Raw genomic sequence first — 23,182 nt, 5'->3', positions numbered from 1 at the left:
AGGATGTCGGTGCGGGCCGATAGGCTCGTGAGCATGAGCCAGACCCCGGACAGCGCCGTCCGCACGTACATCGAGCAGCACCGCGCCGCCTTCCTCGACGACCTCGCGGCATGGCTGCGCATCCCCTCCGTGTCGGCCCAGCCCGACCACGCGTCCGACGTACGACGCAGCGCCGACTGGCTCGCCACCAAGCTCAAGGAGACGGGCTTCCCGACCGTCGAGGTCTGGCAGACCGCCGGCGCCCCGGCCGTCTTCGCCGAGTGGCCCTCCGGCGATCCCGAGGCGCCCACCGTCCTGGTCTACGGCCACCACGACGTGCAGCCCGCCGCCCGCGAGGACGGCTGGGACAGCGACCCCTTCGAGCCGGTCGTCCGCGGTAACCGTCTCTACGCGCGCGGGGCGGCCGACGACAAGGGCCAGGTGTTCTTCCACACACTCGGCGTCCGCGCCCACCTCGCCGCCACCGGCCGCACCGCCCCCGCGGTCAACCTGAAGCTGCTGATCGAGGGCGAGGAGGAGTCCGGCTCCCCGCACTTCCGGGCCCTGGTCGAGGAGCACGCGGGACAGCTCGCCGCCGACGCCGTGATCGTCTCCGACACCGGCATGTGGTCCGAGGACACCCCGACCGTCTGCACCGGCATGCGCGGCCTCGCCGAGTGCGAGATCCGGCTGTACGGCCCCGACCAGGACATCCACTCCGGCTCCTTCGGCGGCGCCGTACCCAACCCAGCCACCGCCGCCGCCCGCCTGGTCGCCGCCCTGCACGACGAGCACGCGCGCGTGGCGATCCCCGGCTTCTACGACGGCATCGTGGAGCTGACCGACCGCGAGCGTGAACTCTTCGCCGAGCTCCCCTTCGACGAACAGCGCTGGCTGCACACCGCGAAGTCCCGGGCCACCCGCGGCGAGGCCGGCTACAGCACCCTCGAACGCATCTGGGCCCGCCCGACCGCCGAGGTCAACGGCATCGGCGGCGGCTACCAGGGCCCCGGCAGCAAGACGATCATCCCGTCCTCGGCCATGGTGAAGCTGTCCTTCCGGCTGGTCGCCGGCCAGGACCCCGACCACCTCGAGAAGGCTGTCCGCGCCTGGGCCGAGACCCAGGTGCCCGCCGGGATCCGGTACGAGATCGTCTTCGGCTCGGCCACGCGCCCGTGCCTGACCCCGCTCGACCACCCCGCGCTGCAGTCCGTGGTCCGCGCCATGGGCCACGCCTTCGAGAAGTCGGTCCGTTTCACCCGCGAGGGTGGCTCCGGACCCGCCGCCGACCTCCAGGAGGTCCTCGGCGCCCCCGTGCTCTTCCTGGGTATCTCCGTCCCCTCCGACGGCTGGCACGCCCCGAACGAAAAGGTCGAGCTGGACCTCCTCCTCAAGGGTGTCGAGACCAGCGCCTACCTGTGGGGTGACCTGGCCGAGCACTGGCGTCACACGCCCTGACCGGCCGGCGCCGTACGGGAGGGCATCGCGCGCGGGGCACACTGGAAGGACCGTCCCGCCCGTCCCGCCCGCGCCCGGCCCGGTGCCCTCCCGCCCGCGTCCCGCCGAACCGCCCGCCGAACGAACCGCTGCACTGGGGGAGTTGGAAGCACCCGTGACCACCTGGACCGACGACACAGCCGATCGACCCATCTCGCTGACCGCTTCGAGCGGCATCGACCGCGCCGCGCACCACCGGCTCGACGAGGCCTGGCTCGCGGCGGCGTGGAGCCACCCCACGACGCGCTGCTTCGTGGTCTCCGGCGGCCAGGTGCTCATCGACGAGACACCGGACGGCCGGACCGAACTCGTCATGACGCCCTCCTTCGAGGCCCCGCTCACCGAGGCGCACCGCTACTTCCTCGGCATCGACGAGGACGGCGTCAGCTACTTCGCGCTCCAGAAGGACGCGCTGCCCGGCCGTATCGACCAGTCCGCACGCCCCGCCGGGCTGCGGGAGGCCGGCCTGCTGCTCTCGCCGCGCGACGTCGGGCTGATGGTGCACGCGGTCGGCCTGGAGAACTGGCAGCGCACCCATCGCTTCTGCTCCCGCTGCGGCGAACGCACGGTCATCGCCGCCGCCGGTCACATCCGCCGCTGTCCGGCCTGCGGCGCCGAGCACTACCCGCGCACCGACCCGGCCGTGATCATGGCCGTGACCGACGCGGACGACCGCATCCTGCTCGGCCGCCAGGTCCACTGGCCCGAGGGCCGCTTCTCCACGCTCGCCGGCTTCGTCGAACCCGGCGAGTCCATCGAGCAGGCGGTGCGCCGCGAGGTGTCCGAGGAGGTCGGCGTCACCGTCGGTCCAGTGGAGTACGTGGCCAGCCAGCCCTGGCCCTTCCCGTCCAGCCTGATGCTCGGCTTCATGGCCCGCGCCACCTCGACCGAGATCGACGTCGACGGCGACGAGATCCACGAGGCCCGCTGGTTCTCCCGCGAGGAACTGCACGACGCCTTCGAGTCCGGCGAAGTGCTGCCGCCCTACGGCATCTCCATCGCGGCCCGCCTGATCGAGATGTGGTACGGCAAGCCGCTGCCGACGCGCAGCTTCATCTGAGACACACAACAGGGCGGTCCCTGATCCTTCAGGGGCCGCCCTGCTGTGTGGTCACCGCGGAAAACCGCGGAGCGTCAGGCGACGAGCTTCTGCTTCACCTGGGCGAGCGACGGGTTCGTCAGCGTGGAGCCGTCCGCAAAGAGCACCGTCGGGACAGTCTGGTTTCCGCCATTCGCCTTCTCCACGAAGGCGGCGGACTCGGGGTCCTGCTCGATGTTGATCTCGGTGTAGGCGATGCCCTCCCGGTCCAGCTGGCTCTTCAGCCGCCGGCAGTAGCCGCACCAAGTCGTGCTGTACATCGTCACAGTGCCCTGCATGTCTCTCGCGCTCCTCAGGCAGGTCGGAAAATCGTCCGGGGGGAGAACATACGCGAGCCGCCCGCCATTCCCACCCGGGGTATCCACAGGTGGCTGTGACGCCTGCCGCATTCATACGACGATGTGTGCCCGCCTGTGGACAACCGGCACGGCAGTCCCGGGCGACCTGGCAGCATGGCGGTGTGACAGCAGCAACGCACTCCACCCTCTTCCCGCAGGCACCGGACTCTGCCGACGCGGTGCTCGAAGGGCTCGACCCCGAGCAGCGCGCGGTGGCCACCGCCCTGCACGGCCCGGTGTGCGTCCTGGCCGGAGCGGGCACGGGCAAGACGCGGGCGATCACACACCGCATCGCCTACGGCGTGCGCGCCGGCATCCTGCAGCCCTCCAGCGTGCTCGCCGTCACCTTCACCAACCGCGCCGCCGGGGAGATGCGCGGCCGGCTGCGCCAGCTCGGCGCCCACGGCGTCCAGGCCCGCACCTTCCACTCCGCCGCCCTGCGCCAGCTCCAGTACTTCTGGCCGAAAGCGATCGGTGGCGGCATGCCCCGGCTCGTCGACCGCAAGATCCAGCTTGTCGCCGACGCCGCCGCAAGCCTGGGCACCCGGCTCGACCGGGGCGAGCTGCGCGACGTCACCGCCGAGATCGAATGGTCCAAGGTCACCCAGACCATCCCCGCCGACTACCCGTACACGGCCGCGAAGGCGGGCCGCGAGGCCCCGCGCGACCCCGCTGAGATCGCCCACCTCTACGCGGCCTACGAAGACCTCAAGCGCGACCGCGCCGTGATCGACTTCGAGGACGTCCTGCTGCTGACCGTCGCCATCCTCCAGGACCGGCACGACATCGCCGAACAGGTCCGCGCGCAGTACCAGCACTTCGTCGTCGACGAGTACCAGGACGTCAGCCCCCTGCAGCAGCGGCTGCTGGAGCTCTGGCTCGGCGACCGCGACAACCTGTGTGTCGTCGGTGACGCCAGCCAGACGATCTACTCGTTCACGGGAGCAACGCCCGACCACCTCCTCGACTTCCGCGCCCGGCACCCCGGCGCCACCGTCGTCAAACTCGTCCGCGACTACCGCTCCACCCCCCAGGTGGTCCACCTCGCCAACGGCCTGCTCGCCCAGGCCCGCGGCCGCGCCGCCGACCACCGGCTGGAACTGGTCTCCCAGCGCGCCCCCGGCCCCGAGCCCGTCCACACCGAGTACACCGACGAGCCGGCCGAGGCCGAGGGCGCCGCCCGCCGCATCCGCGAGCTGATCGACGCGGGCGTCCCGGCCGCCGAGATCGCCGTGCTGTTCCGTACGAACGCCCAGTCCGAGACCTACGAGCAGGCCCTCGCCGACGCCGGCGTGCCCTACCAGCTGCGCGGTGCGGAGCGCTTCTTCGACCGGCCCGAGGTGCGCAAGGCCGGCATCGCCCTGCGCGGCGCTGCCCGCTTCGGCGGCAACGACTCCCTGCTGGACGACGTCGTGGACCTGCCTTCCCAGGTCCGTGCCGTCCTGTCGGGAGAGGGCTGGACCACCGAGCCCCCGGCCGGCTCCGGCGCCGTCAGGGAGCGCTGGGAATCCCTCGCCGCCCTGGTCAGCCTCGCCCACGACCTCGCCGCCGCCCGACCCGGCGCCACCCTCGGCGACTTTGTGGCGGAACTCGACGAGCGGGCGAACGCCCAGCACGCCCCGACCGTCCAGGGCGTCACCCTCGCCTCCCTGCACGCCGCCAAGGGCCTGGAGTGGGACGTCGTCTTCCTGGTCGGCATCGCCGAGGGCATGCTGCCCATCACCTACGCCAGAACCGACGAGCAGATCGAGGAGGAACGCCGTCTGCTCTACGTGGGTGTCACGCGGGCGCGGGAACGGCTCCACCTCTCCTGGGCGCTGTCCCGGTCACCCGGCACCCGCCCCAACCGCAGGCCCAGCCACTTCCTCGACGGTCTGCGTCCCGGCACCACGCCCACCGTCGGCCGCACCGGCAGCGCCGTCACCGGAGGCATCGAGCGCGGGACCGTCACCGGCACCATCGCCGCTCCCCGGCGCGCCCAGCGCACCCCCGCCCGCTGCCGGGTCTGCGGCCGCACGCTCACCGACGCGGGCGAGATGAAGCTGATGCGCTGTGAGGAATGCCCCTCGGACATGGACGAAGGGCTCTACGAACGGCTGCGGGAGTGGCGGGCCGTCCAGGCCGAGCGCAGCGGGCAACCGGACTTCTGTGTCTTCACCGACCGCACCCTGATGGCCATTGCCGAGGCGCGGCCCGGGAGTCCCGCCGAGCTCTCCCGCATCCCCGGCGTCCTCAGCCGCAAGCTGCGCAGCTACGGAACCGACGTTCTGGCGATCTGCGCAGGCCGCGAGGTCGGCGAAGGCGACGAGGCCGACTGATGCGAACTCGTCGAAAAAATAGTTTGCGCATGCCCACCAATCCCCATAGGTTCTAGGCACGGAAGCAGCGGCCTTCTCGAAGGGCCCTGCTCCGTGATGTACTTGCATATCCGAACGGACTGGTTCACCCCAGTCCCTTGAGACGCCGAGAGGAGGCGAGTCCAGTGATCAGCATCAACACCAGCACCATCAGCACGGCCAAACTGACCGATCGCTCGACCGTCTCCCTGTGCATGCTCGGCGCCTCCCACCAGGGCACCGGTCTGTCCGGCATTCGTGCCGACCGTCCGGCGTCCTCCCTCGCTCTCGCAGGCCTCCCCGCCCGCGAGCGCAATGAGCGACCGACCAAGGCACTGGAAGCGGTAGCGGCACAGGCGCAGGCCTATGCCTTTGCGGCGGCCGGTGCCGGATTCCGGAAGCAGACGACGCAGCACCACCTGATGTGGGCCTTCCGTGGGCCAAAACCCTGGAGTGATCCAGCCTGATCCGATCAGGCCGGCGCCTTCAGGGCCGCGGAACCCCATCCGGGATCCGCGGCCCTTCTGTTTTCCCCGAACGGGGACGACGGAGCGAAGGGGCCTCGGGAACAAAAGAACCCGGTACCAAGCCGACACCCGGTCAACCGGCCGGACCGACCAGACGAGGAAGACCAACCGTGCAACTCGAAGCGCACGCCCCGTCCGTACCGCCTTCGCAAACGATCCCCCCGCCCGGCCTCACGGAGGACTCCACCTTGATCCCCCTCACCGCGCTCACCGCGCTCGACGACGCCATCGAGAACCTCGGCGTACCCGTCCCCTGCCGCTCCTACGACCCGGAGGTCTTCTTCGCCGAGTCGCCGACGGACGTCGAGTACGCCAAGTCCCTCTGCCGGACCTGCCCGCTGATCGAGGCCTGCCTCGCCGGCGCCAGGGAGCGGCGTGAGCCCTGGGGCGTCTGGGGTGGCGAGTTGTTCGTCCAGGGTGTCGTCGTCGCCCGGAAGCGGCCGCGTGGCCGCCCGCGGAAGAACCCGGTCACGGCATGAACATCGCAGGAACGATCGACCGTCCCCTCACGCACGACCCCCAGAAGCAGGCCCCGATGAAGCCGTCCACCAGCGAGCCCGCAGGCTCCGCGACTCCAGACGTCACCACCTCCGGCGCGACCGAAGCGCGCCAGAACAGGACCCGAGAGATGCAACTCATGCAAGAAGCCCTGGCTCGTGCGCATATGCACGAGCGACTCCATGACGCCGTGCGGGAACGCCGGGCCGTGCGCCTGGCGGTCGCCCAGCGGATGCAGCGCCGGGCCGAGCGTGCCTCGCTGCGCGCCCGGCGCGCGCTCGCCATGGCGGTCATGCAGTAACGATCACACCTGCAGAAGCGGTGGCCTCCCCGCCCGGGAGGCGAGCCTTCTGAAGCGGGGGCCGGTCCGGCCGAACGGACCGGCCCCCGCGGTGCGTTGCGCAGGCGATCCGCGGCCGACGGGGTTATCGTCGCCAGGTGACGAGTCTTCCCGGAGGAAGTGATCAGGGCGGCTCCACCCCGGAGCGCCGCGTGCTCGTGTGCGCCCGCTGCGGCACCCCCGCCCACGGCACCCAGCCGACCACCTGGACCTGTTCCGTGGAGAACGGCGTCCGCCAGTACTTCTGCGACCGCTGCTCCAGGGAGAACCTGAGGGCTATCGAGGGGCGGCTGGACTCGTCCTGGTGGTGAGTCCGCTCACCCGCGCCGCGAGATGCAGCGGCGTCCAACCTTGGGGCATCAACCGCATCCGGATCGGCGCCATCCGGCCGGCTCTGCCCCCGCTCAAGGCACCTGGGACCCGGAGGCACCCTGGTTCGTGCCCTGGCCGGGAGTCCCGGTCAGGCCTCCGCTGCCGTCTCCTCCGCCTCGACCTGGTCTTCTTCGAGCACAAAGCCCGGCAGCCAGTCCTCCAGTTCCTCGCGGAGCCGTACCGTGGCTCCGAGTTGGCACAGGACGCCGATGGTGCTCAGGGTCACCCGGTGGATCAGCAGGTAGGCGGGCGGCAGGTTGAGCCGCTTGCCCAGCTGGTAGGCGGGTGAGCGGGGGTCGGCGATGCGGGCGGCCTGGTTGCGCATCCAGGTGCGGTTGAAGGCGAACGCCTCGACCCGGGCCGGTTCGATGATCGGCAGCAGGTAGTCGAGGACCGCGTCGGGGTCCAGCTCTATGGACTCCTTGACGAATCCTTCCTCACAGAGGAGTTCGTAGACCGGCTCGGCCTCGCCGTCCAGCGTCATGCGGAGCGAGATGCCGATCGGTGTCGGCAGACCGCCGGGCAGCCGGTCGACCGTGCCGAAGTCCAGGACGCCCAGGCGCCAGTCGTCCTCGCCGGCCGGGCCGCCGGGCAGTAGCCGGAAATTGCCGGGATGCGGGTCGGCGTGCAGCAGGCCGGTGCGGGCCGGGCCCGAGAAGAGGAACCGGGCCAGGAGCTGGCCGGCGCGGTCGCGCTGCTCCGGGGTGCCGTCCGAGATCACCTCCGACAGCGGGATGCCGTCGATCCACTCGGTCACCAGGACCTGGTCGCACTGGTGCACCACCGCCGGGACCACCACGTCCGGGTCGCCCGCGAACTCCTCCGCGTGGACGGTCTGGGCCTGCGCCTCCAGCCCGTAGTCCAGCTCCTCGGAGACGCGATCCCTCAGCTCCGCGATGAGCGGCTTGATGTCCATGCCGGGAATCAGCGGCCCCAACAGGCGGGCGAAACGGCTCAGTTGGCCCAGATCGGAGAGCAGGGCCTCGCCGGCGCCCGGGTACTGCACCTTGACCGCCACCTCACGGCCGTCGTGCCACACGGCCCGGTGCACCTGCCCGATCGAGGCCGCGGCGGCCGGCTTGTCCTCGAACTCTTCGAACAGATCACGCCAGTCCGGTCCGAGCCGTTCCTCCAGCACCCCGTGCACCGTGCGGGTCGGCATCGGCGGCGCCGCCTCCTGGAGCTTGGTGAGCGCGGCGCGGTAGGGCCCGGCGATCTCCTCGGGCAGCGCGGACTCGAAGACGGACAGGGCCTGCCCGAACTTCATCGCACCGCCCTTCAGCTCGCCCAGTACCTTGAACAGCTGCTCCGCCGTGCGCTGTTGCAGTTCCCGGCCGACGATCTCCGCGGACTCGCCCACGATCCGCTTGCCCAGCCCCCAGGTCGCCCGGCCGGCGAAGCCGAGCGGGAGCGCGGCGAGCTTCGCGGTACGGGTGACCGCCTTCCGGGGAAGATCAGACATGCGCCCTCCAAGTCCCAGTCGGCCGCGCCGCGCCTGCCTTGCGTCGTCGCTCGGTCGACGGCCGTTGCACCGCCATTGTCTCGCGTGCTTCGCCGCCGGTTGAGGAGTGCTCCCCTTTAGGTCTGTCCGCAGCGCCGCAACCGCATGCCGGATGCGGCCGGAGGGGGTGGGCGTGCCAGTTCAGGCCGGGCGTGGTCACCTCCCAGCGGGTGCCGGTGCTGGACGACGACTCCCCGTCGAGGAAGGCGAGCGCGTGCGCCGCGGCCAGTCCGGCGATCGCCGTGGCCAGCGTCAGATCGCAGGCCGCGACCCGGCGGGCCCTGGCGCACCGCCACTGTGCGGTCAGCCGCGGCCAGGCCGGGTCCCGGTCCCCGCGGTCGAGGTGCAGACAGCCGGCGCAGGGCGACTCGCCGGGCAGCACGAGCGGTCCGACGACTCCGGTGCCCTCCACGACGCCGGCGTACAGGTGGGGGGTCCCGGAGGCCATGAGCGGCTCGACGTCGGCCGGGTCAGGGGCGTGCACGGCGACATCGTCCCGGGGGGCGAGGATCACCAGGGAGAACCCGGGGTCCTGGGCGCCGGATCCGGGGGAGTGGGCGTGGCGAGGTGGGCGGTCGGGTGCCGCACGGCGCACGGCGGCCCGCGCGGCCGTGTCCCGGCGCTCGCCGAGCGACTCGGCGGGCAGCCCGCCCGGCGCCACGTCCCACGGCTCCACGCACCCCACGTCGCGCATGTCGACCTCGCCGATTCCGGCGCCCGACAGTGCTGATGCCAGCACCGCGCCGACCCGTCCCGCGCCCCGCACCCGCACGCGCAGGGCGCGGCGGGCGGCGAGCCGGGAGAGCGCGCCGCCGGGCTCGGCCGTGGTCAGGGACGGCGCGGCGAGGTCGGGGCGCAGTCGACGCAGGACGTCCGTCTTGGCGCGCAGCGCTTCGGCGGCGGGTCCGCCGCCGCGCGCGTCGTCGACCAGGCCCGCGCGGGTCAGCTGCTCCAGCAGGGTGTCGACCTGGCCGGCCGGGAGGTCCATGCGGTGGCCTTCCTCGCGGAGCAGCGGCAGCCCGCGGGTGCCGTTGAGCAGATCCAGGAAGCCGCGCGTCGCCGGGTCCGTCGGTCCCAGTGTCAGCGCGTGCGCCGGGGTCATCCCGAACTGGACGGTGTCGCGATCACGCCAGCCGCGCCGCAGCGCGGGCTTGATCACCGGATGCATGACTGGCCCCCCGTATCCCTTGAAAGCGTCCCGAACCGAAAGCATCCCGAACAATTCGTCGCCGGTGGAACCGGTCATGCTCCCCCGACGCCTGCCAGCATGCCGTGCCGGTCCGCCCGGCGCCGAGAGTTATCCACAGGTTGGGGGTGTTCGTCGCATAAGAGGGCTGGATGAAGTGTGTCAAACAAGACGTGCGGAGCCCCGTAAACCGGATGTGCGGATCAGTCGTAGGAATCACAGGAATCAAACGCGAGGTGGGAGATCGGCATCCAACCGTTCCGGAGCCGGGACTTCGGCCCTGCCCAGCGGGTAACGTCGGGGCGTGCCCGCCGACCCACTGCACCGCGCCGGAAAGCCACAGCGCAGCACGACGAGCCAGCCGCCCGGCGGCTCGGGGGCGAGCGCGATCGAGGTCCGCAGGAGTTCCCGGCGCCGCCGGACGGTCTCCGCGTACCGCGAGGGCGATCGCACCGTCGTACTGATCCCCGCCCGGATGTCGAAGGCGGAGGAACAGCGCTGGATCACCGTCATGCTCGACAAACTCGCCGCCCAGGAGAGCAAGCGGGTGCTCGGCGACGCCGAGCTCGCCGAGCGTGCCGAGCGGCTGTCCGCCCAGTACTTCGACGGCCGGGCGCGCCCCGCCTCCGTGCGCTGGGTCACCAACCAGAACACCCGCTGGGGCTCGTGCACCCCGGCCGAGGGCAGCATCCGGCTCTCGCACCGGCTGCAGGGGATGCCCGAGTACGTCGTCGACTACGTCCTCTGCCATGAGCTGGCCCATCTGCTGGTCCCCGGTCACGGGCCGGACTTCTGGCGGCTGTTGGAGGCGTACCCGCGCACCGAGCGCGCCCGCGGTTACCTCGAAGGGGTGGTCGCCGCGGAGCGGCTTCCGCATGTGCCGGGGGCGCGCGGGGAGTGAGCCGGGCATCCGTCCGCCTCCGGGCGCGGTTGTGTACCGGGTCTGTACCGGCTGCGTCCGCTGTCGGACTTTGCCGTTAGCCTGACGCGACGCACTCACATTCGGGATGGGGGACGGTCGTTACGCATGGCCAGGGAATTCCAACGCGGCCACAAGGCCAGGATCAGTGACCTCACGGCGGGCACGGATCTGTACGTAGGCGTGCAGATCTCCGCCCCCGGGCTGACCTTCGACATCAGCTGCTTCGGTCTGGACGCCGACGAGCGCCTCTCGGACGACCGGTACTTCGTCTTCTTCAACCAGCCGAAGTCCCCGGAGGAGTCCATCCAGCTGCTGGGTGCCCAGGCGGGCGACACCGAGTCCTTCCGGGTCACCCTGGACCGGATCCCGTCGCACATCCACAAGCTGTCCTTCACGGCGACCATCGACGGCACCGGGCAGATGTCGCAGATCGCCCCCGGCTACCTGCGGATCGTGGCGGGCGGCGAGGAGGTCGCGCGGTACTCCTTCAACGGCGCGGAGTTCTCCACCGAGCGGGCCGTGATGCTCGGCGACATCTACCTGAAGGACGTGTGGCGGTTCGCCGCCGTCGGGCAGGGCTTCGACGGCGGACTGGACGCGCTGCTGAAGAACTTCGGCGGCGAGGTGCTGGAGGAGGAGGCGCCCGCCGCCCCGCAGCAGCCGCAGCCCGGTGCCGCCCCCGGCTTCGCCCCGCCCGCCCAGGCCACGGCCCCGCCCCCGTTCGCCGCCCCCTCCGCCCCGGCCCCCGCGCCCGCCCCGGCACCTGCGCCTGCTCCCGCGCCGCAGCCCGCCGCCCAGGGCTTCGCCCCGCCGTCCGGAGCCACACCCCCGCAGGGCTTCACACCGCCGCCCGGGCAGACCCCGCAGAGCCACACCCCGCCCCCGGCGCCCGTGCCCAACGTGCACGCCGCGCCGACGGTCATCGCCCCCCTGACCCCGCCCGCCGGCGGCACCGTCCCGCCGCCCGCCCCGGCCCCCGCACCGTACGGACAGCCCCAGCAGCAGCCGTACGGCCAGCCGTCCCAGCAGCCGTCCTACGGCGGTCAGCCGACCGCGTCGATGCCGCCGGGCTACGGTCAGCAGCCGCCCTCCTACGGCGGCCAGCCCACCCCGCCCATGCCCCCGGGCTACGGGCAGGTCCCCGGCCAGCAGCCCGCCGGCTACGGAGTGCCGCAGGGCGCCCCGCAGGGCGGCGCCGGTGTGACGGCCGCGCTCCAGGCGTTCAAGGAGACGCCGACCGGGCAGCGCTGGACGCAGCAGAACAAGAAGCTCATCCGCGTCGACCTCGGCATCGGCGGGCAGCCCGTGCTGGCCAGGCAGGGCAGCATGGTGCTCTACCAGGGCAAGGTCGACTTCGGCTACAAGGGCGCCGGGTTCGCCGGGCGGATCGTCGGCAACGCCACCGGCCAGGAGATGCAGCTGATGCGCTGCACCGGCAACGGCCAGGTGTTCCTCGCCGAGAACGCCACCCATGTGCACCCCGTCGAACTGCAGGGCGACGCGATCTGTGTGTCCGCGGAGAACGTCCTCGCCTTCGACGAGAGCCTCCAGTACGAGGTGCGCCGCATCGAGGGCCACGGCATCCCCGGCGGCGCCCTGTTCACCATGCAGTTCCAGGGCACCGGCACGATCGTCGTCAAGACGCACGGCACGCCCGTGGTCCTGCCGGTCACGCCGACCACCTTCGCCGACTGCAACGCGGTCGTCGCCTGGTCGGCCGCCTCCCAGGTGATCGTCTCCAGCCAGGTCCGCATGCGCCGCAACGCCTACCCGGGCGACACCGGCGAGAGCGTCAACCTCCAGTTCCGGGGCGCGCCCGGCAACTTCATCGTCGTCCAGCCGTACGAGGTCTAAAGGGAGCCCGTCATGAACCAGCCGCTCGCGGGCTACGCCTCCGCACCCGTCACCGCCCGCATGGAGAACCACGGCAGCCACATGCTGAAGGTCGCCATGCAGACCGGGAACGACCTCCTCGCGCGCGTGGGCTCGATGGTCGCCTACGAAGGCTTCATCCAGTACGAGCCCAACCCGCCGGCCGTCCGCCAGATCGCCCGCGACTGGATCACCGGCGAGGGCGCGCCCCTGATGAAGTGCACCGGGGACGGCCTGCTCTACCTCGCCGACTACGGAGCCAACGTCGTCGTGATCAACCTCAACGGCGACGGTATCTCCGTCAACGCCACCAACCTGCTCGCCTTCGACGCCCACCTCAGCTGGGGCGTGGAACGGGTCAAGGGGCTCGCGAAGTTCGCCGGGCAGGGCCTGTGGAACACCAGGATCTCCGGGCAGGGCTGGGTGGCGCTGACCTCCCGGGGCAAGCCGATCGTCGTCGACTGCGGCGGCGGTGAGGACGAGACGTACGTCGACCCGGACGCGCTCGTGGCCTGGTCGCCGAACCTGAGGGTGAAGGGCAAGCGCAGCTTCAAGGCGCAGTCGCTGATCGGCCGGGGCAGCGGCGAGGCCTACCAGATGGCCTTCTCCGGCCAGGGCATCGTCGTCGTCCAGCCCAGCGAGGACAGCACCGACCGCCTCCGGATCCGGGGCTGAGGGGGAGCCAGAAAGTCATGCAGAGCCCGCTTTTCGCATACAACGACCTCCAGACCCAGGAGCGCTGGAGCCTGCAGAACGCGCAGCTGCTCCGCGTCACCCTGGAGGGCCACGACGACATCCTCGCCCGCAAGGGCACCATGGTCGCCTACCAGGGGCTGATGGAGTTCGACGCCGAGTACCAGAGCAACAACCAGGCACGCGCGCGTGCGTACACCGGCGAGGGCCTGGACCTGATGCGCTGTCACGGGCAGGGCACGGTGTACCTCGCCAACCTGGCCCAGCACGTGCACATCATGGACGTCGAGCAGGACGGGCTGACCGTCGACAGCTCCTACGTCCTCGCCATGGACTCCTCGCTGCACTACGAGGTCGTCGCCGTCGACAGCCTCTACGGCATCTCCGGCTCCGGGAAGTACCAGCTGAACATCACCGGGCGCGGCAAGGTCGCCCTGATGACCTCGGGCGCGCCGCTGCTGATGCAGGTCACGCCGGACAAGTACGTCAACTGCGACGCGGACGCGATCGTCGCCTGGTCCACCGGGCTGCGCGTGCAGATGCAGGCCCAGACGCATTCCTCCGGCGTGTGGCGCCGGCGCGGCAACACCGGTGAGGGCTGGGAGCTGAGCTTCATGGGGTCCGGGTTCGCGCTGGTCCAGCCCAGCGAGCTGCTGCCGCCGCAGAACGCGGTGATCGGTCAGGGCCTCGCCGCCCAGTTCGGCATGGGGCAGCACGGGGCGCGCGGGCAGAACCAGGGGAACGTCTGGAGCTGAGCCCAGGGATCCTCGGGATCCGGGTCCGGAAAGCAAACGTAAGGGGCGGCGCCGTGGCGGGCGCCCCTTACATGCTCACAGCCTCGCGCGGGCCGCCGCCAGCAGACGTACGACCGACTCGTCGGCCACGTCCGCCACCTCCTCGTAGGCGAACCAGCGCAGGTCCAGTGACTCGTCGCTGATCGCGTGCTCGGCGCCCGCCGGGGCCAGGGCCGCGTACTGGACGTCGTAGTGACAGTGGCACGGCGCTGGGATCGGATGCCGGTCCAGGCGCACCGGGCCGCCGGGCAGCAGGGTCAGCCCGAAGACGCCGGACTCCTCCGTGGCCTCGCGCAGGGCCGCCGCCGCGAGCGAGGCGTCGCCCGGCTCGCAGTGGCCGCCCATCTGCAGCCACATCCGCAGCTTCTTGTGCAGCGTGAGCAGCACCCGGCCGCGCTCGGGATCGATCACCAGGGCGCTCGCCGTGACATGGCCCGCGTGGCAGGCCTTCCACATGCCGTCCGGGTGGGCCGCCAGATGGTCGAGGTAGGCCTGGCGCAGCACGTCCTGGCCCTCGTACCCCTTCAGCACGAGGACCGCGTCGTCGTACAGGCTCACTCGGCGTCGTCACCCTCCGTGTCGCCGCCCTTGACGTCGTCGTCCTTCGTGCGCAGGTCCGGCTTGCCGTGCGCACCGCCGGCCGCCTCGCCCAGCATCTTGTCCAGCTCGGAGAAGTCCAGCTGCTCGCGGTGCACGAAGCCGTCCGGGTCGTCCAGGTCGGTCGCGGTCGGCAGCATGTCCGGGTGGGCCCACAGTCCGTCCCGGCCGTCGACCCCGCGCGCGTCCGTGAGCGAGGCCCACAGGCGGGAGGCGTCGCGCAGCCGGCGCGGGCGCAGCTCCAGGCCGATCAGCGTGGCGAAGGTCTGCTCGGCGGGGCCGCCCGTGGCACGGCGGCGGCGCAGAGTCTCGCGCAGGGCGTCGGCGGACGACAGACGCGGCTTCGCGGCCGCGTGGACCACCGCGTCCACCCAGCCTTCGACGAGCGCCAGAGCGGTCTCCAGACGGGCCAGGGCGGCCTTCTGTTCGGGGGTGTCCTCCGGCTGGAACATGCCCTGCTGGAGCGCGTCCTGGAGCTGCTCGGGGTTCTGCGGGTCGAACTGGCCGACCACGTCCTCCAGCTTGGCGGTGTCGACCTTGATCCCGCGCGCGTACCCGTCGACCGCGCCGAACAGGTGCGAGCGCAGCCACGGCACATGCGCGAACAGGCGCTGGTGGGCCGCCTCGCGCAGGGCCAGGTACAGCCGCACCTCTTCCTGCGGCACGCTGAGGTCCTTGCCGAACGCCTCCACGTTGGCCGGCAGCAGCGCGGCCTTGCCGGCCGGGCCGAGCGGCAGGCCGATGTCGGTGGAGCCGACGACCTCGCCCGCGAGCACGCCGACGGCCTGCCCGATCTGCGTGCCGAACATGGCGCCGCCCATCGAGCGCATCATGCCGATCAACGGGCCCGCCATGGCCTGCATCTCCTCCGGCAGGACGTCGCCCATGGCCGCGCCGACCCGCTCGGCGACCGGGTCGACCAGCTCCTGCCAGGCCGGCAGGGTCGCCTCGACCCACTCCGCGCGGGACCAGGCCACCGCGGAGGCCGAACCCGACGGCAGGGACGTCACGTCGTCCAGCCACAGGTCGGCCAGACGAACGGCCTCCTCGACCGCCTTGCGCTCGGCCGGGCCGACGCTTGCGTCCTTCGTGCCGTCCGGGGTGCCCTGGGCGACCGTCTGGCGGGCGATCTGCTTGGCCATGTCCCAGTTCACCGGGCCGCCCTCGTAGGAGAGCATCTGGCCCAGCTGCTGGAACGCGGCGCCCAGATCGGTGGGATTCAGGGACCCGAACATCGCTGCGAGCGGGTTGTCGGCGCCGGGGCCGCCAAAGCCTCCGGCTCCGGGCAGGCCGCCGAAGCCGAACGGGTTGGCCGGTCCCTGCCCACCACCGCTCTGCTGGTCCTTCTTCTTGCCCTCGTCGCCGTCTTCCGGCTCCTCCGGCGGAAGGCCGAAACCGAATGGGGTGTCACTCACGGGATTCCTCGGCTGGTAAGGCCACCGGCTTCTCTCCGGCGGCGCGGCTGCCCGACAACACCACCCAGCGTAGACACCCGGACCCGATCGGGCCTCGATGCTTCGCCCACGGCAGGCCTGCGGCAGGATGGATGCACCTGGTACGCACGCTCACGCGCGCTCGTACTGAAGACAACCGCTGGAGACGCCCGGTGAGTTCCCCAGATCCACAGGTTCGCGCAGCGCGAAACCCATCAACCCCTCCCGCCCTGCGCGGACCCGTCGTGGCGGTCACCGGCGCCGCCACCGGGGTCGGTGCCCTGCTCACCGAGCGGCTCGCGGCCTCCGAGGAGATCAAGCAGGTCGTCGCCATCGACGAGCGGCGCGGCGAGTGCGCCGCCGCCACCTGGCACATCCTCGACGTGCGCGACCCCGCCATCGCGGACAAGCTGCGGGGCGCCGACGTGGTCGTCCACCTCGCGCTCGACCTGGACCTGGAGACCGATCCGGCCGCTCGCACCGCTTACAACGTCCGGGGGACGCAGACCGTCCTGACGGCCGCCGCGGCGGCTGGCGTGCACCGGGTCGTGCTGTGCACCTCGGCGATGGTCTACGGCGCGCTGCCGGACAACGAGCTGCCCCTTTCGGAGGACGCCGAACTGCGCGCGACAGCCGAGGCCACCGGCGTGGGGGACCTGCTGGAGATCGAGCGGCTGGCCCGGCGTGCGCCGCGGGCGCATCCGGGCCTGAACGTCACCGTCGTACGGCCCGCGGTGCTGGTCGGGGGTACCGACACCGCGCTGACCCGGTACTTCGAGTCGCCGCGGCTGCTCGTGGTCGCCGGGTCGCGGCCCGCGTGGCAGTTCTGCCACGTCGAGGACCTGTGCAGCGCCCTGGAGTACGCCGTGCTGGAGAAGGTCGACGGGGAACTGGCCGTCGGCTGCGACGGGTGGCTGGAGCAGGAGGAGGTCGAGGAGCTGAGCGGGATCCGGCGCATGGAGCTGCCGTCGGCGGTCGCGCTCGGCGCGGCGGCCCGGCTGCACCGGATCGGGCTCACGCCGTCCCCGGCGGGGGATCTGGCGTACACGATGTACCCGTGGGTGATCAGCGGGAGCCGGCTGCACGACGCCGGATGGCGGCCGCGGTGGGCCAACGAGGAGGTGCTCGCGGAGCTGCTGGAGGAGGTCTCCGGGCGGCACACGGTGGCCGGGCGGCGGCTCGGGCGCAAGGACGCGACGGCCGCGGGTGCCGCGGGAGCGACGGTGGCTCTGCTGGGCGCGGCGGCTGTCGTACGGCGGGCTCGGAAGGCCCGGCGGCGGGCCTGACCGGGCCTGGGTCGCGCGGGCCGGGCTTCGTGCACGCAGCCGCGTCGTGCAAGCCTCCAAAACGCCCCGCGCGCGTACCTGGTGAATCTCGTATTCCCCGGTGTCACAGACGTGCGGCACGATGGGGGCATGGCACACGCGAACGAGCACCCCGGTGAGCAGGCGGCGCAGGATCCCATCAAGTTGATCGGTGTCCGGGAGACCGCGCTCTCCGTGGACGAGGTGTTCCAGGCCGTCGGGGACGACGCGGCCGGGGGCATCGCCCTGTTCGTGGGGACCGTACGCAACCACGACGGGGGTGCGGACGTGGACGCCCTCGGGTACTCCTGCCACCCCGGCGCCGAGGCCGAGATGCGGCGGATCGCCGAGAAGGTGGTCGCCGAGTATCCGGTGCGGGCGCTGGCCGCCGTGCACCGGGTGGGGGACCTGCGGGTCGGGGATCTCGCCGTGGTCGTCGGCGTCGCCTGTCCGCACCGGGCCGAGGCCTTCGACGCCTGCCGGAAGCTGATCGACGACCTCAAGCACGAAGTGCCCATCTGGAAGCACCAGAAATTCTCCGACGGTACGGAGGAGTGGGTCGGCGCCTGCTGAGCGACGTCACTCGGAGCACACGGACTACCCCGTGTTGCGTAACCGGCACCCTCGCGTGAGCGTTGTCAGTGCGGATGGTTAATCTGCTGATCAGTCAGTTGCGGACGCTCATGGCGTTGGGAGGTCGGCATGGGGGCGCTTGTCTGGCTGCTGATTCCGCTTGTGGCCGCGGTCGGCGGCGGGCTGTGGGGCAGTTGGGCCAGTCGGACTCGTAAGGTGCGCGGCGACGGCCCGGAACTGGACGGCTATGCCCGGTTCCGCGAGGCCATGGAGAGATCCCACACGGGTGCCGGCAGTGCATGACCGGGTGCCCTGACGGTGCGCTGACAGAGGCGTCCCGTACTGTCGTGGCATGCCACGCCGCACCGCGACGATGCTCGCCTCCACCCTGATGCTGATCGCGCTCCTGTGCGCGGGAGTGCTCATCCCCGTGCCGTACTCGGAGATGTCTCCCGGCCCGACCGTGAACACGCTCGGGGACCACGACGGCGAGCCGGTGCTGCAGATCACCGGGCACGACACGTACAAGACCAGCGGCAACCTGAACATGACGACCGTCCGGGTCACCAGCGCGGACTTCCGGATGAACCTGGTGGAGGCCGTCTACGGCTGGCTGGACCACGACGCCAAGGTCGTCCCGCACGACACGCTCTACCCGAACGGGACGACCGAGCAGCAGTCCTCGCAGCAGAACGCCGAGGAGTTCAGCCAGTCCCAGGAGAGCGCCAAGGTCGCCGCCCTGAAGGAACTGGGCATCCCGGTGAAGTCCTGGGTGATCGTCTCCACCGTCGTCAAGGACTCGCCCGCCGAGGGCAGGCTGCACGCCGGTGACGTGATCAAGGCCGTCGACGCCACGGCCGTGAAGCAGCCCTCCGACGTCGCCAAGCTCGTCACCAAGCACAAGCCCGGGCAGAACGTCGTCTTCACCGTCGTCCCCGTCAAGGAGCAGGCCGCCGCCGAGAAGGCGCACAAGACGGCGACGAAGACGCAGGACGTCACCATCACCACGGCCACCTCCGACGACAGCGGCGCCAAGCGGGCCATCGTCGGGATCTCGGCCGGGACCGACCACACGTTCCCCTTCGGCATCGACATCAAGCTCGCCGACGTCGGCGGGCCCAGCGCCGGTCTGATGTTCGCCCTCGGCATCTACGACAAGCTGACCCCGGGCAGCCTGACCGGCGGCAAGTTCGTCGCCGGCACCGGCACCATCGACGACAACGGCACCGTCGGGCCGATCGGCGGCGTCGAGATGAAGACCGTCGGCGCGCGCGAGAAGGGAGCCCGGTACTTCCTGACACCCGCCGACAACTGCGCGGCCGCCGCCAAGGACACCCCGGGCGGGCTCACCCTGGTCAAGGTGAGGAACATCGGCGACGCGCTCGGCGCGCTGAAGGACATCCGCACCGGGAACACCGCCGCCCTGCCCCAGTGCACCAAGAGCTGACCGGCCCGTGACACGGCTGGGGGCGCCCCCTGAGGCGGGGGCGCCCCCAGCGCCGTACCGAACCGGACGGGATCAGTCCTCGAACGTCGCCGCCAGGGCCGCGGCCAGGCCTGGCACCAGGTCCGGGCCGGTCAGGACCTCCGTCGAGGAGTCCTTCTCACGCAGCCGCAGCGCCGACTCGCGGCCACCGTCGCGCAGCACCGCGACCGTCATGCGCACCTCCTGGCGCTCGGGGTGGTCGGCCACCCACTGGGCCAGCTTGGCCTCGCTCAGGTTCTTCGGGACCTGAGCCTCGGCGGACGGCGGCAGCATCATGCGCTCCACCGAGAGCGCGCAGCCGACCACCGCGTCGGGCCAGGCGATGGTGCCGAGGAACTCGTCCAGCGGCTTGCCGGACGGGATCTCGTCCTGCTCGATCGGGGTGAGACCGGTGGAGGCGGTCTCGTCCTCAAGGCCCAGCTGGGCCGCGAGCGCGGGTTCCTGGGCCCGTAGCCGTGCGGTGTCGACAAGGGCGAAGAGGCGAGCGGGCTGGTCCCAGCCGAGGCCGGAGACGTACTCGTCGATCTCGAGTACGGCCCGGGTGAGCGGGCTCGCTGCCATGGGAGTGTTGGACATGGTCACAATCCTGCCTCGTTCCCCGGACGAATCGGGAACCGAGGAATGCGTGAGTAAGTTGCATAGGTGTGGGTCCGCGATCACGGGGGGCCACGGCGGGTCCGCGAACACGAGGGCCTGACGGATCGACAGCGAACTTCGAGGTGCGCACCTTGGCTTTCCAGATGCCGGACCGCGGCGGAGGCCCGACGGGGCCGCGGATCAGAGCGGGACGACCGTCCCGGGGTGTCCGGACCCTGCTCATGACGCTGGGCGTCCTGGCCGTCCTCGGCATGGCGTTCACCATGTTCGCGGGCTTCTGGACGGACTGGCTGTGGTACCGGTCGGTGCACTACTCGTCGGTGTTCACGACCATGCTGTGGACCAAGATCGGCCTCTTCTTCGTCTTCGGTCTGCTGATGTCGGTCGCGGTGGGGGTCAACATCTGGCTGGCGCACCGCCTGCGGCCCCCGCTGAGCGCCATGTCCATGGAACAGCAGAGCCTCGACCGCTACCGGATGGGCATCGCGCCGTACAAGAAGTGGCTGCTGCTCGCCGTCACCGCGCTCGTCGGGCTGATCGCCGGCGCCTCCGCGGCCGGCCAGTGGCGGACCTGGCTGATGTGGGTCAACGGCGTGCCCTTCCACCAGAAGGATCCCCAGTTCCACCTCGACGTCTCCTTCTACGCCTTCGATCTGCCCTGGTACCGCTTTCTGCTCGGCTTCGGCTTCGCCGCCGCCATCCTGTGCCTGATCGCCGCCGCGCTCACGCACTACCTGTACGGCGGGCTGCGCGTCACCAGCCCCGGTGCGCGGGCCACCGGCGCCGCGACCGGGCATCTGTCGGTGCTGCTCGGCATCTTCGTCGCCCTGAAGGCGGTCGCGTACTGGCTCGACCGGTACGGCCTCGCGGTCAAGTCCAGCGACTTCAAGGCGACCGGCAACTGGACCGGTCTGCGCTATGTCGACGCCAACGCGTATCTGCCGGCGAAGACCATCCTGTTCTGCATCGCCGTCATCTGCGCGCTGCTGTTCTTCGCCACGCTGTGGCGGCGCACCTGGCAGCTGCCGGTCATCGGCTTCGGCCTGATGGTCCTCTCGGCGATCCTGATCGGCGGGCTGTACCCGGCGATCGTGCAGAAGTTCCAGGTCCAGCCCAACGAGCAGGCCAAGGAAGCCCCGTACGTCCAGAAGAACCTCAAGGCGACCCGCGAGGCGTACGGCATCGACGACACCAAGGTCACCGAGTACGCCGGCAAGTCCACGACCCCGGACAAGACCAGGCTGCGGGGCGACGCGGACGACGCGGCCAGCATCCGCATCATGGACCCGAACATCGTCTCGCCGACGTTCCAGCAGCTGCAGCAGATGCGGAACTACTACGGGTTCCCGACCAACCTGGACGTCGACCGGTACCCCACCAAGGACGGCAAGGAGCAGGACACGGTCCTCGGCCTGCGCGAGCTCAACCTGGACGGGGTCCCGAAGAACAACTGGATCAACGACCACTTCCGGTACACGCACGGCTACGGCGTGGTCGCCGCCAAGGGCACCGAGGCCACCGACGGCGAGCCGGTCTTCACCGAGTCCGACCTGCCGTCCAAGGGCGACCTGCCCCGGTACCAGCAGCGGATCTACTACGGCGAGAAGACCACCACCTACTCGATCGTCGGCGGCCCCCAGAAGGAGGTCGACTACTCCGACGACAGCGGTGAGAAGACCACCAGCTACACCGGCAAGAGCGGGGTCAACCTCGACAACCCGGTCAACCGGGCCGCGTACGCGGTGGCGTTCAACGAACCCCAGATCCTCTACTCGGGCGCGATCGGCAAGGGCTCGCGGATCCTGTACAACCGCACGCCCAAGGAGCGCGTCGAGGCGGTCGCGCCGTGGCTGACCATCGACGGCGACGCCTACCCGGCGGTCGTCGACGGCCGTATCCAGTGGATCGTCGACGCGTACACGACGTCGAACGGCTTCCCGTACTCCTCCCGCACGACCCTCGGGGACACGACGGCCGACTCGCTGACCGCCGCCAACAACAACCGCGCGGTGGTGGCCCAGCAGAACCAGGTCAACTACATCCGCAACTCGGTGAAGGCGACCGTCGACGCGTACACCGGCGAGGTCAAGCTCTACCAGTGGGACACCGGGGACCCGGTGCTGAAGACCTGGATGAAGGCCTTCCCCGGCACGGTGCAGCCGCGCATCGCCATCTCCGCGGACCTGATGGCCCATCTGCGCTATCCGCAGGACCTGTTCAAGGTGCAGCGCGAGCTGCTCTCGCGGTACCACGTGACGGACGCGCAGACGTTCCTCAGCGGCAGCGAGGTGTGGCAGGTCCCCGACGACCCGACCAACGACTCGGGCAGCGCGGTGCCGCCGTACTACCTGAGCATGAAGATGCCGGACCAGAGCAGTCAGGCGTTCTCCCTGACGACGACGTTCACACCGAACGGACGCGACAACCTCAGTGCCTTCATGGCGGTGGACTCCGATCCGCGCAGCGGCGACTACGGCAAGATCCGCATTCTGAAGCTGCCGACGAGCACGACCATCGACGGTCCCAAACAGGTCCAGAGCAAGTTCAACTCCGAACAGGACATCGCGGAGACCATCAGCCTGCTCAGCCGCGGACATTCGAAGGTCGAGTACGGCAATCTGCTGGCCGTGCCGCTGGACGGCGGACTGCTGTACGCGGAGCCCGTCTACGTCCGCGGTGGTGAGCTCAAGTACCCCTTGCTGCGCAAGGTCCTGGTCACCTACAACGGCAAGACGGCATTCGAGAACACCCTGGACGAGGCGCTCAACAAGGTGTTCGGGGTGCAGGGTTCGACCACCCCGCCGGACACCGGCACCACCAATCCGCCCACGTCCTCCAATCCGACCGTCCAGCAGGCCCTGGACGACGCCCAGAAGGCGTACGACGCCGGGCAGAAGGCCCTGCAGGAGCCGAACGGACCGGACTGGGCCGCGTACGCCAAGGCCCAGAAGGACCTGAAGGACGCGTTGCAGCGGGCGCAGGACGCGGAGGCCAAGGCCGGTCAGTCCGGCAGCGGCAAGAACGCCGACAAGGGCACCGGCAAGAAGGGCACTTGATCAAGGGCACCTCGCGTCGTGGTACGGTTGACGTGCAACGGCGCGGGGTGGAGCAGCTCGGTAGCTCGCTGGGCTCATAACCCAGAGGTCGCAGGTTCAAATCCTGTCCCCGCTACTGCAGTCGAAGGCCCGGATCCCCATGGATACCGGCCATCGTGGTGGGCGTAAGGAAGTACTGTGGG

At 70.9% G+C, this 23,182-nt stretch carries 22 protein-coding genes and 1 tRNA gene; 17 read left to right on the top strand and 6 right to left on the bottom strand.

Annotated features, from left to right (window positions below; all coding sequences use genetic code 11):
- Positions 1–33 precede the first annotated feature (33 nt).
- Both AB0M27_RS31040 and nudC read left to right on the top strand, forming a co-directional pair.
- Positions 34–1,437, top strand: coding sequence for a dipeptidase (locus AB0M27_RS31040; protein WP_365726506.1), 1,404 nt, complete (start codon positions 34–36; stop codon positions 1,435–1,437).
- A gap of 154 nt (positions 1,438–1,591) precedes the next feature.
- Positions 1,592–2,536, top strand: coding sequence for an NAD(+) diphosphatase (nudC, locus tag AB0M27_RS31035; RefSeq protein WP_365726504.1), 945 nt, complete (start codon positions 1,592–1,594; stop codon positions 2,534–2,536).
- 74 nt (positions 2,537–2,610) lie between these two features.
- On the opposite strand, the gene AB0M27_RS31030 is transcribed toward nudC, so the two are convergent.
- Positions 2,611–2,853: a mycoredoxin gene (locus AB0M27_RS31030; protein ID WP_365726502.1), complete on the bottom strand. Its 243-nt coding sequence runs from the start codon at positions 2,851–2,853 to the stop codon at positions 2,611–2,613.
- Between the two features lie 182 nt (positions 2,854–3,035).
- Between AB0M27_RS31030 and AB0M27_RS31025 the strand changes: the two genes are divergently transcribed.
- From AB0M27_RS31025 to AB0M27_RS31005, 5 genes are all read left to right on the top strand, one after another.
- The gene (locus tag AB0M27_RS31025; RefSeq protein WP_365726500.1) at positions 3,036–5,231 is read left to right on the top strand and encodes an ATP-dependent DNA helicase UvrD2; all 2,196 of its coding nucleotides are present in this window, start codon (positions 3,036–3,038) and stop codon (positions 5,229–5,231) included.
- A gap of 164 nt (positions 5,232–5,395) precedes the next feature.
- On the top strand, positions 5,396–5,716 hold the full coding sequence (locus AB0M27_RS31020) for a hypothetical protein (RefSeq protein ID WP_365726497.1): 321 nt from the start codon (positions 5,396–5,398) through the stop codon (positions 5,714–5,716).
- A gap of 170 nt (positions 5,717–5,886) precedes the next feature.
- Entirely contained in the window at positions 5,887–6,255 is a 369-nt protein-coding gene (locus tag AB0M27_RS31015; RefSeq protein ID WP_365726495.1) for a WhiB family transcriptional regulator, read from the top strand.
- Positions 6,252–6,575, top strand: coding sequence for a hypothetical protein (locus AB0M27_RS31010; RefSeq protein ID WP_365726490.1), 324 nt, complete (start codon positions 6,252–6,254; stop codon positions 6,573–6,575). Before AB0M27_RS31015 ends, AB0M27_RS31010 begins: the two co-directional genes overlap by 4 nt.
- A gap of 137 nt (positions 6,576–6,712) precedes the next feature.
- Positions 6,713–6,925 (top strand): hypothetical protein, encoded by a 213-nt coding sequence (locus tag AB0M27_RS31005; protein ID WP_365726488.1) that lies wholly within the window; start codon positions 6,713–6,715, stop codon positions 6,923–6,925.
- Positions 6,926–7,074: 149 nt separating this feature from the next.
- Here the strand turns inward: AB0M27_RS31005 and AB0M27_RS31000 are convergent, their stop codons facing one another.
- Both AB0M27_RS31000 and AB0M27_RS30995 read right to left on the bottom strand, forming a co-directional pair.
- A complete protein-coding gene (locus AB0M27_RS31000; RefSeq protein ID WP_365726486.1) occupies positions 7,075–8,448 on the bottom strand; it encodes an AarF/ABC1/UbiB kinase family protein in 1,374 nt (457 codons plus the stop codon).
- A complete protein-coding gene (locus AB0M27_RS30995; protein ID WP_365726484.1) occupies positions 8,441–9,655 on the bottom strand; it encodes a TOMM precursor leader peptide-binding protein in 1,215 nt (404 codons plus the stop codon). Before AB0M27_RS30995 ends, AB0M27_RS31000 begins: the two co-directional genes overlap by 8 nt.
- 322 nt (positions 9,656–9,977) lie before the next feature.
- Between AB0M27_RS30995 and AB0M27_RS30990 the strand changes: the two genes are divergently transcribed.
- The 4 genes from AB0M27_RS30990 to AB0M27_RS30975 all read left to right on the top strand — a co-directional run bounded on the left by AB0M27_RS30990 (position 9,978) and on the right by AB0M27_RS30975 (position 13,915).
- Positions 9,978–10,574: a M48 family metallopeptidase gene (locus AB0M27_RS30990; RefSeq protein ID WP_365726482.1), complete on the top strand. Its 597-nt coding sequence runs from the start codon at positions 9,978–9,980 to the stop codon at positions 10,572–10,574.
- 126 nt (positions 10,575–10,700) lie between these two features.
- A complete protein-coding gene (locus AB0M27_RS30985; RefSeq protein ID WP_365726480.1) occupies positions 10,701–12,449 on the top strand; it encodes a TerD family protein in 1,749 nt (582 codons plus the stop codon).
- Positions 12,450–12,461: 12 nt separating this feature from the next.
- The gene (locus AB0M27_RS30980; RefSeq protein ID WP_365726479.1) at positions 12,462–13,142 is read left to right on the top strand and encodes an AIM24 family protein; all 681 of its coding nucleotides are present in this window, start codon (positions 12,462–12,464) and stop codon (positions 13,140–13,142) included.
- A gap of 17 nt (positions 13,143–13,159) precedes the next feature.
- Entirely contained in the window at positions 13,160–13,915 is a 756-nt protein-coding gene (locus AB0M27_RS30975) for an AIM24 family protein (protein ID WP_365726476.1), read from the top strand.
- A gap of 75 nt (positions 13,916–13,990) precedes the next feature.
- Here AB0M27_RS30975 and AB0M27_RS30970 read toward each other — a convergent pair whose 3' ends face one another.
- Positions 13,991–14,512, bottom strand: a complete 522-nt coding sequence (locus tag AB0M27_RS30970) for an NUDIX hydrolase (protein ID WP_365726473.1) — start codon at positions 14,510–14,512, stop codon at positions 13,991–13,993.
- Positions 14,509–15,966 carry a zinc-dependent metalloprotease gene (locus tag AB0M27_RS30965; RefSeq protein WP_365726471.1) on the bottom strand — a complete coding sequence of 486 codons (1,458 nt, stop codon included), beginning with the start codon at positions 15,964–15,966 and terminating at the stop codon, positions 14,509–14,511. Before AB0M27_RS30965 ends, AB0M27_RS30970 begins: the two co-directional genes overlap by 4 nt.
- A 191-nt stretch (positions 15,967–16,157) precedes the next feature.
- On the opposite strand from AB0M27_RS30965, the gene AB0M27_RS30960 reads away from it, so the two are divergent.
- The 4 genes from AB0M27_RS30960 to AB0M27_RS30945 all read left to right on the top strand — a co-directional run bounded on the left by AB0M27_RS30960 (position 16,158) and on the right by AB0M27_RS30945 (position 19,308).
- Positions 16,158–17,270: an SDR family oxidoreductase gene (locus tag AB0M27_RS30960; RefSeq protein ID WP_365726469.1), complete on the top strand. Its 1,113-nt coding sequence runs from the start codon at positions 16,158–16,160 to the stop codon at positions 17,268–17,270.
- A gap of 129 nt (positions 17,271–17,399) precedes the next feature.
- Complete coding sequence (locus AB0M27_RS30955; RefSeq protein WP_365726466.1) at positions 17,400–17,861, top strand: molybdenum cofactor biosynthesis protein MoaE; 462 nt, start codon at positions 17,400–17,402, stop codon at positions 17,859–17,861.
- A 129-nt stretch (positions 17,862–17,990) separates the two neighbouring features.
- Positions 17,991–18,164: a hypothetical protein gene (locus AB0M27_RS30950; protein ID WP_365726464.1), complete on the top strand. Its 174-nt coding sequence runs from the start codon at positions 17,991–17,993 to the stop codon at positions 18,162–18,164.
- 49 nt (positions 18,165–18,213) lie between these two features.
- Positions 18,214–19,308 carry a PDZ domain-containing protein gene (locus AB0M27_RS30945; protein ID WP_365726463.1) on the top strand — a complete coding sequence of 365 codons (1,095 nt, stop codon included), beginning with the start codon at positions 18,214–18,216 and terminating at the stop codon, positions 19,306–19,308.
- A 72-nt stretch (positions 19,309–19,380) separates the two neighbouring features.
- Here AB0M27_RS30945 and AB0M27_RS30940 read toward each other — a convergent pair whose 3' ends face one another.
- Entirely contained in the window at positions 19,381–19,923 is a 543-nt protein-coding gene (locus AB0M27_RS30940) for a PPA1309 family protein (protein ID WP_365726461.1), read from the bottom strand.
- Positions 19,924–20,087: 164 nt separating this feature from the next.
- On the opposite strand from AB0M27_RS30940, the gene AB0M27_RS30935 reads away from it, so the two are divergent.
- Positions 20,088–23,000: a UPF0182 family protein gene (locus tag AB0M27_RS30935; RefSeq protein WP_365726574.1), complete on the top strand. Its 2,913-nt coding sequence runs from the start codon at positions 20,088–20,090 to the stop codon at positions 22,998–23,000.
- A 41-nt stretch (positions 23,001–23,041) separates the two neighbouring features.
- A tRNA-Met gene (locus AB0M27_RS30930) sits at positions 23,042–23,115 on the top strand.
- The last annotated feature ends 67 nt before the right edge of the window (positions 23,116–23,182 follow it).

Origin of the sequence: Streptomyces sp. NPDC052107 (assembly GCF_040680215.1) — a bacterium.
GTDB lineage: Bacteria > Actinomycetota > Actinomycetes > Streptomycetales > Streptomycetaceae > Streptomyces.
Note: the sequence above shows the minus strand (reverse complement) of the source record. Positions and strands in the feature narration are given on the sequence as shown.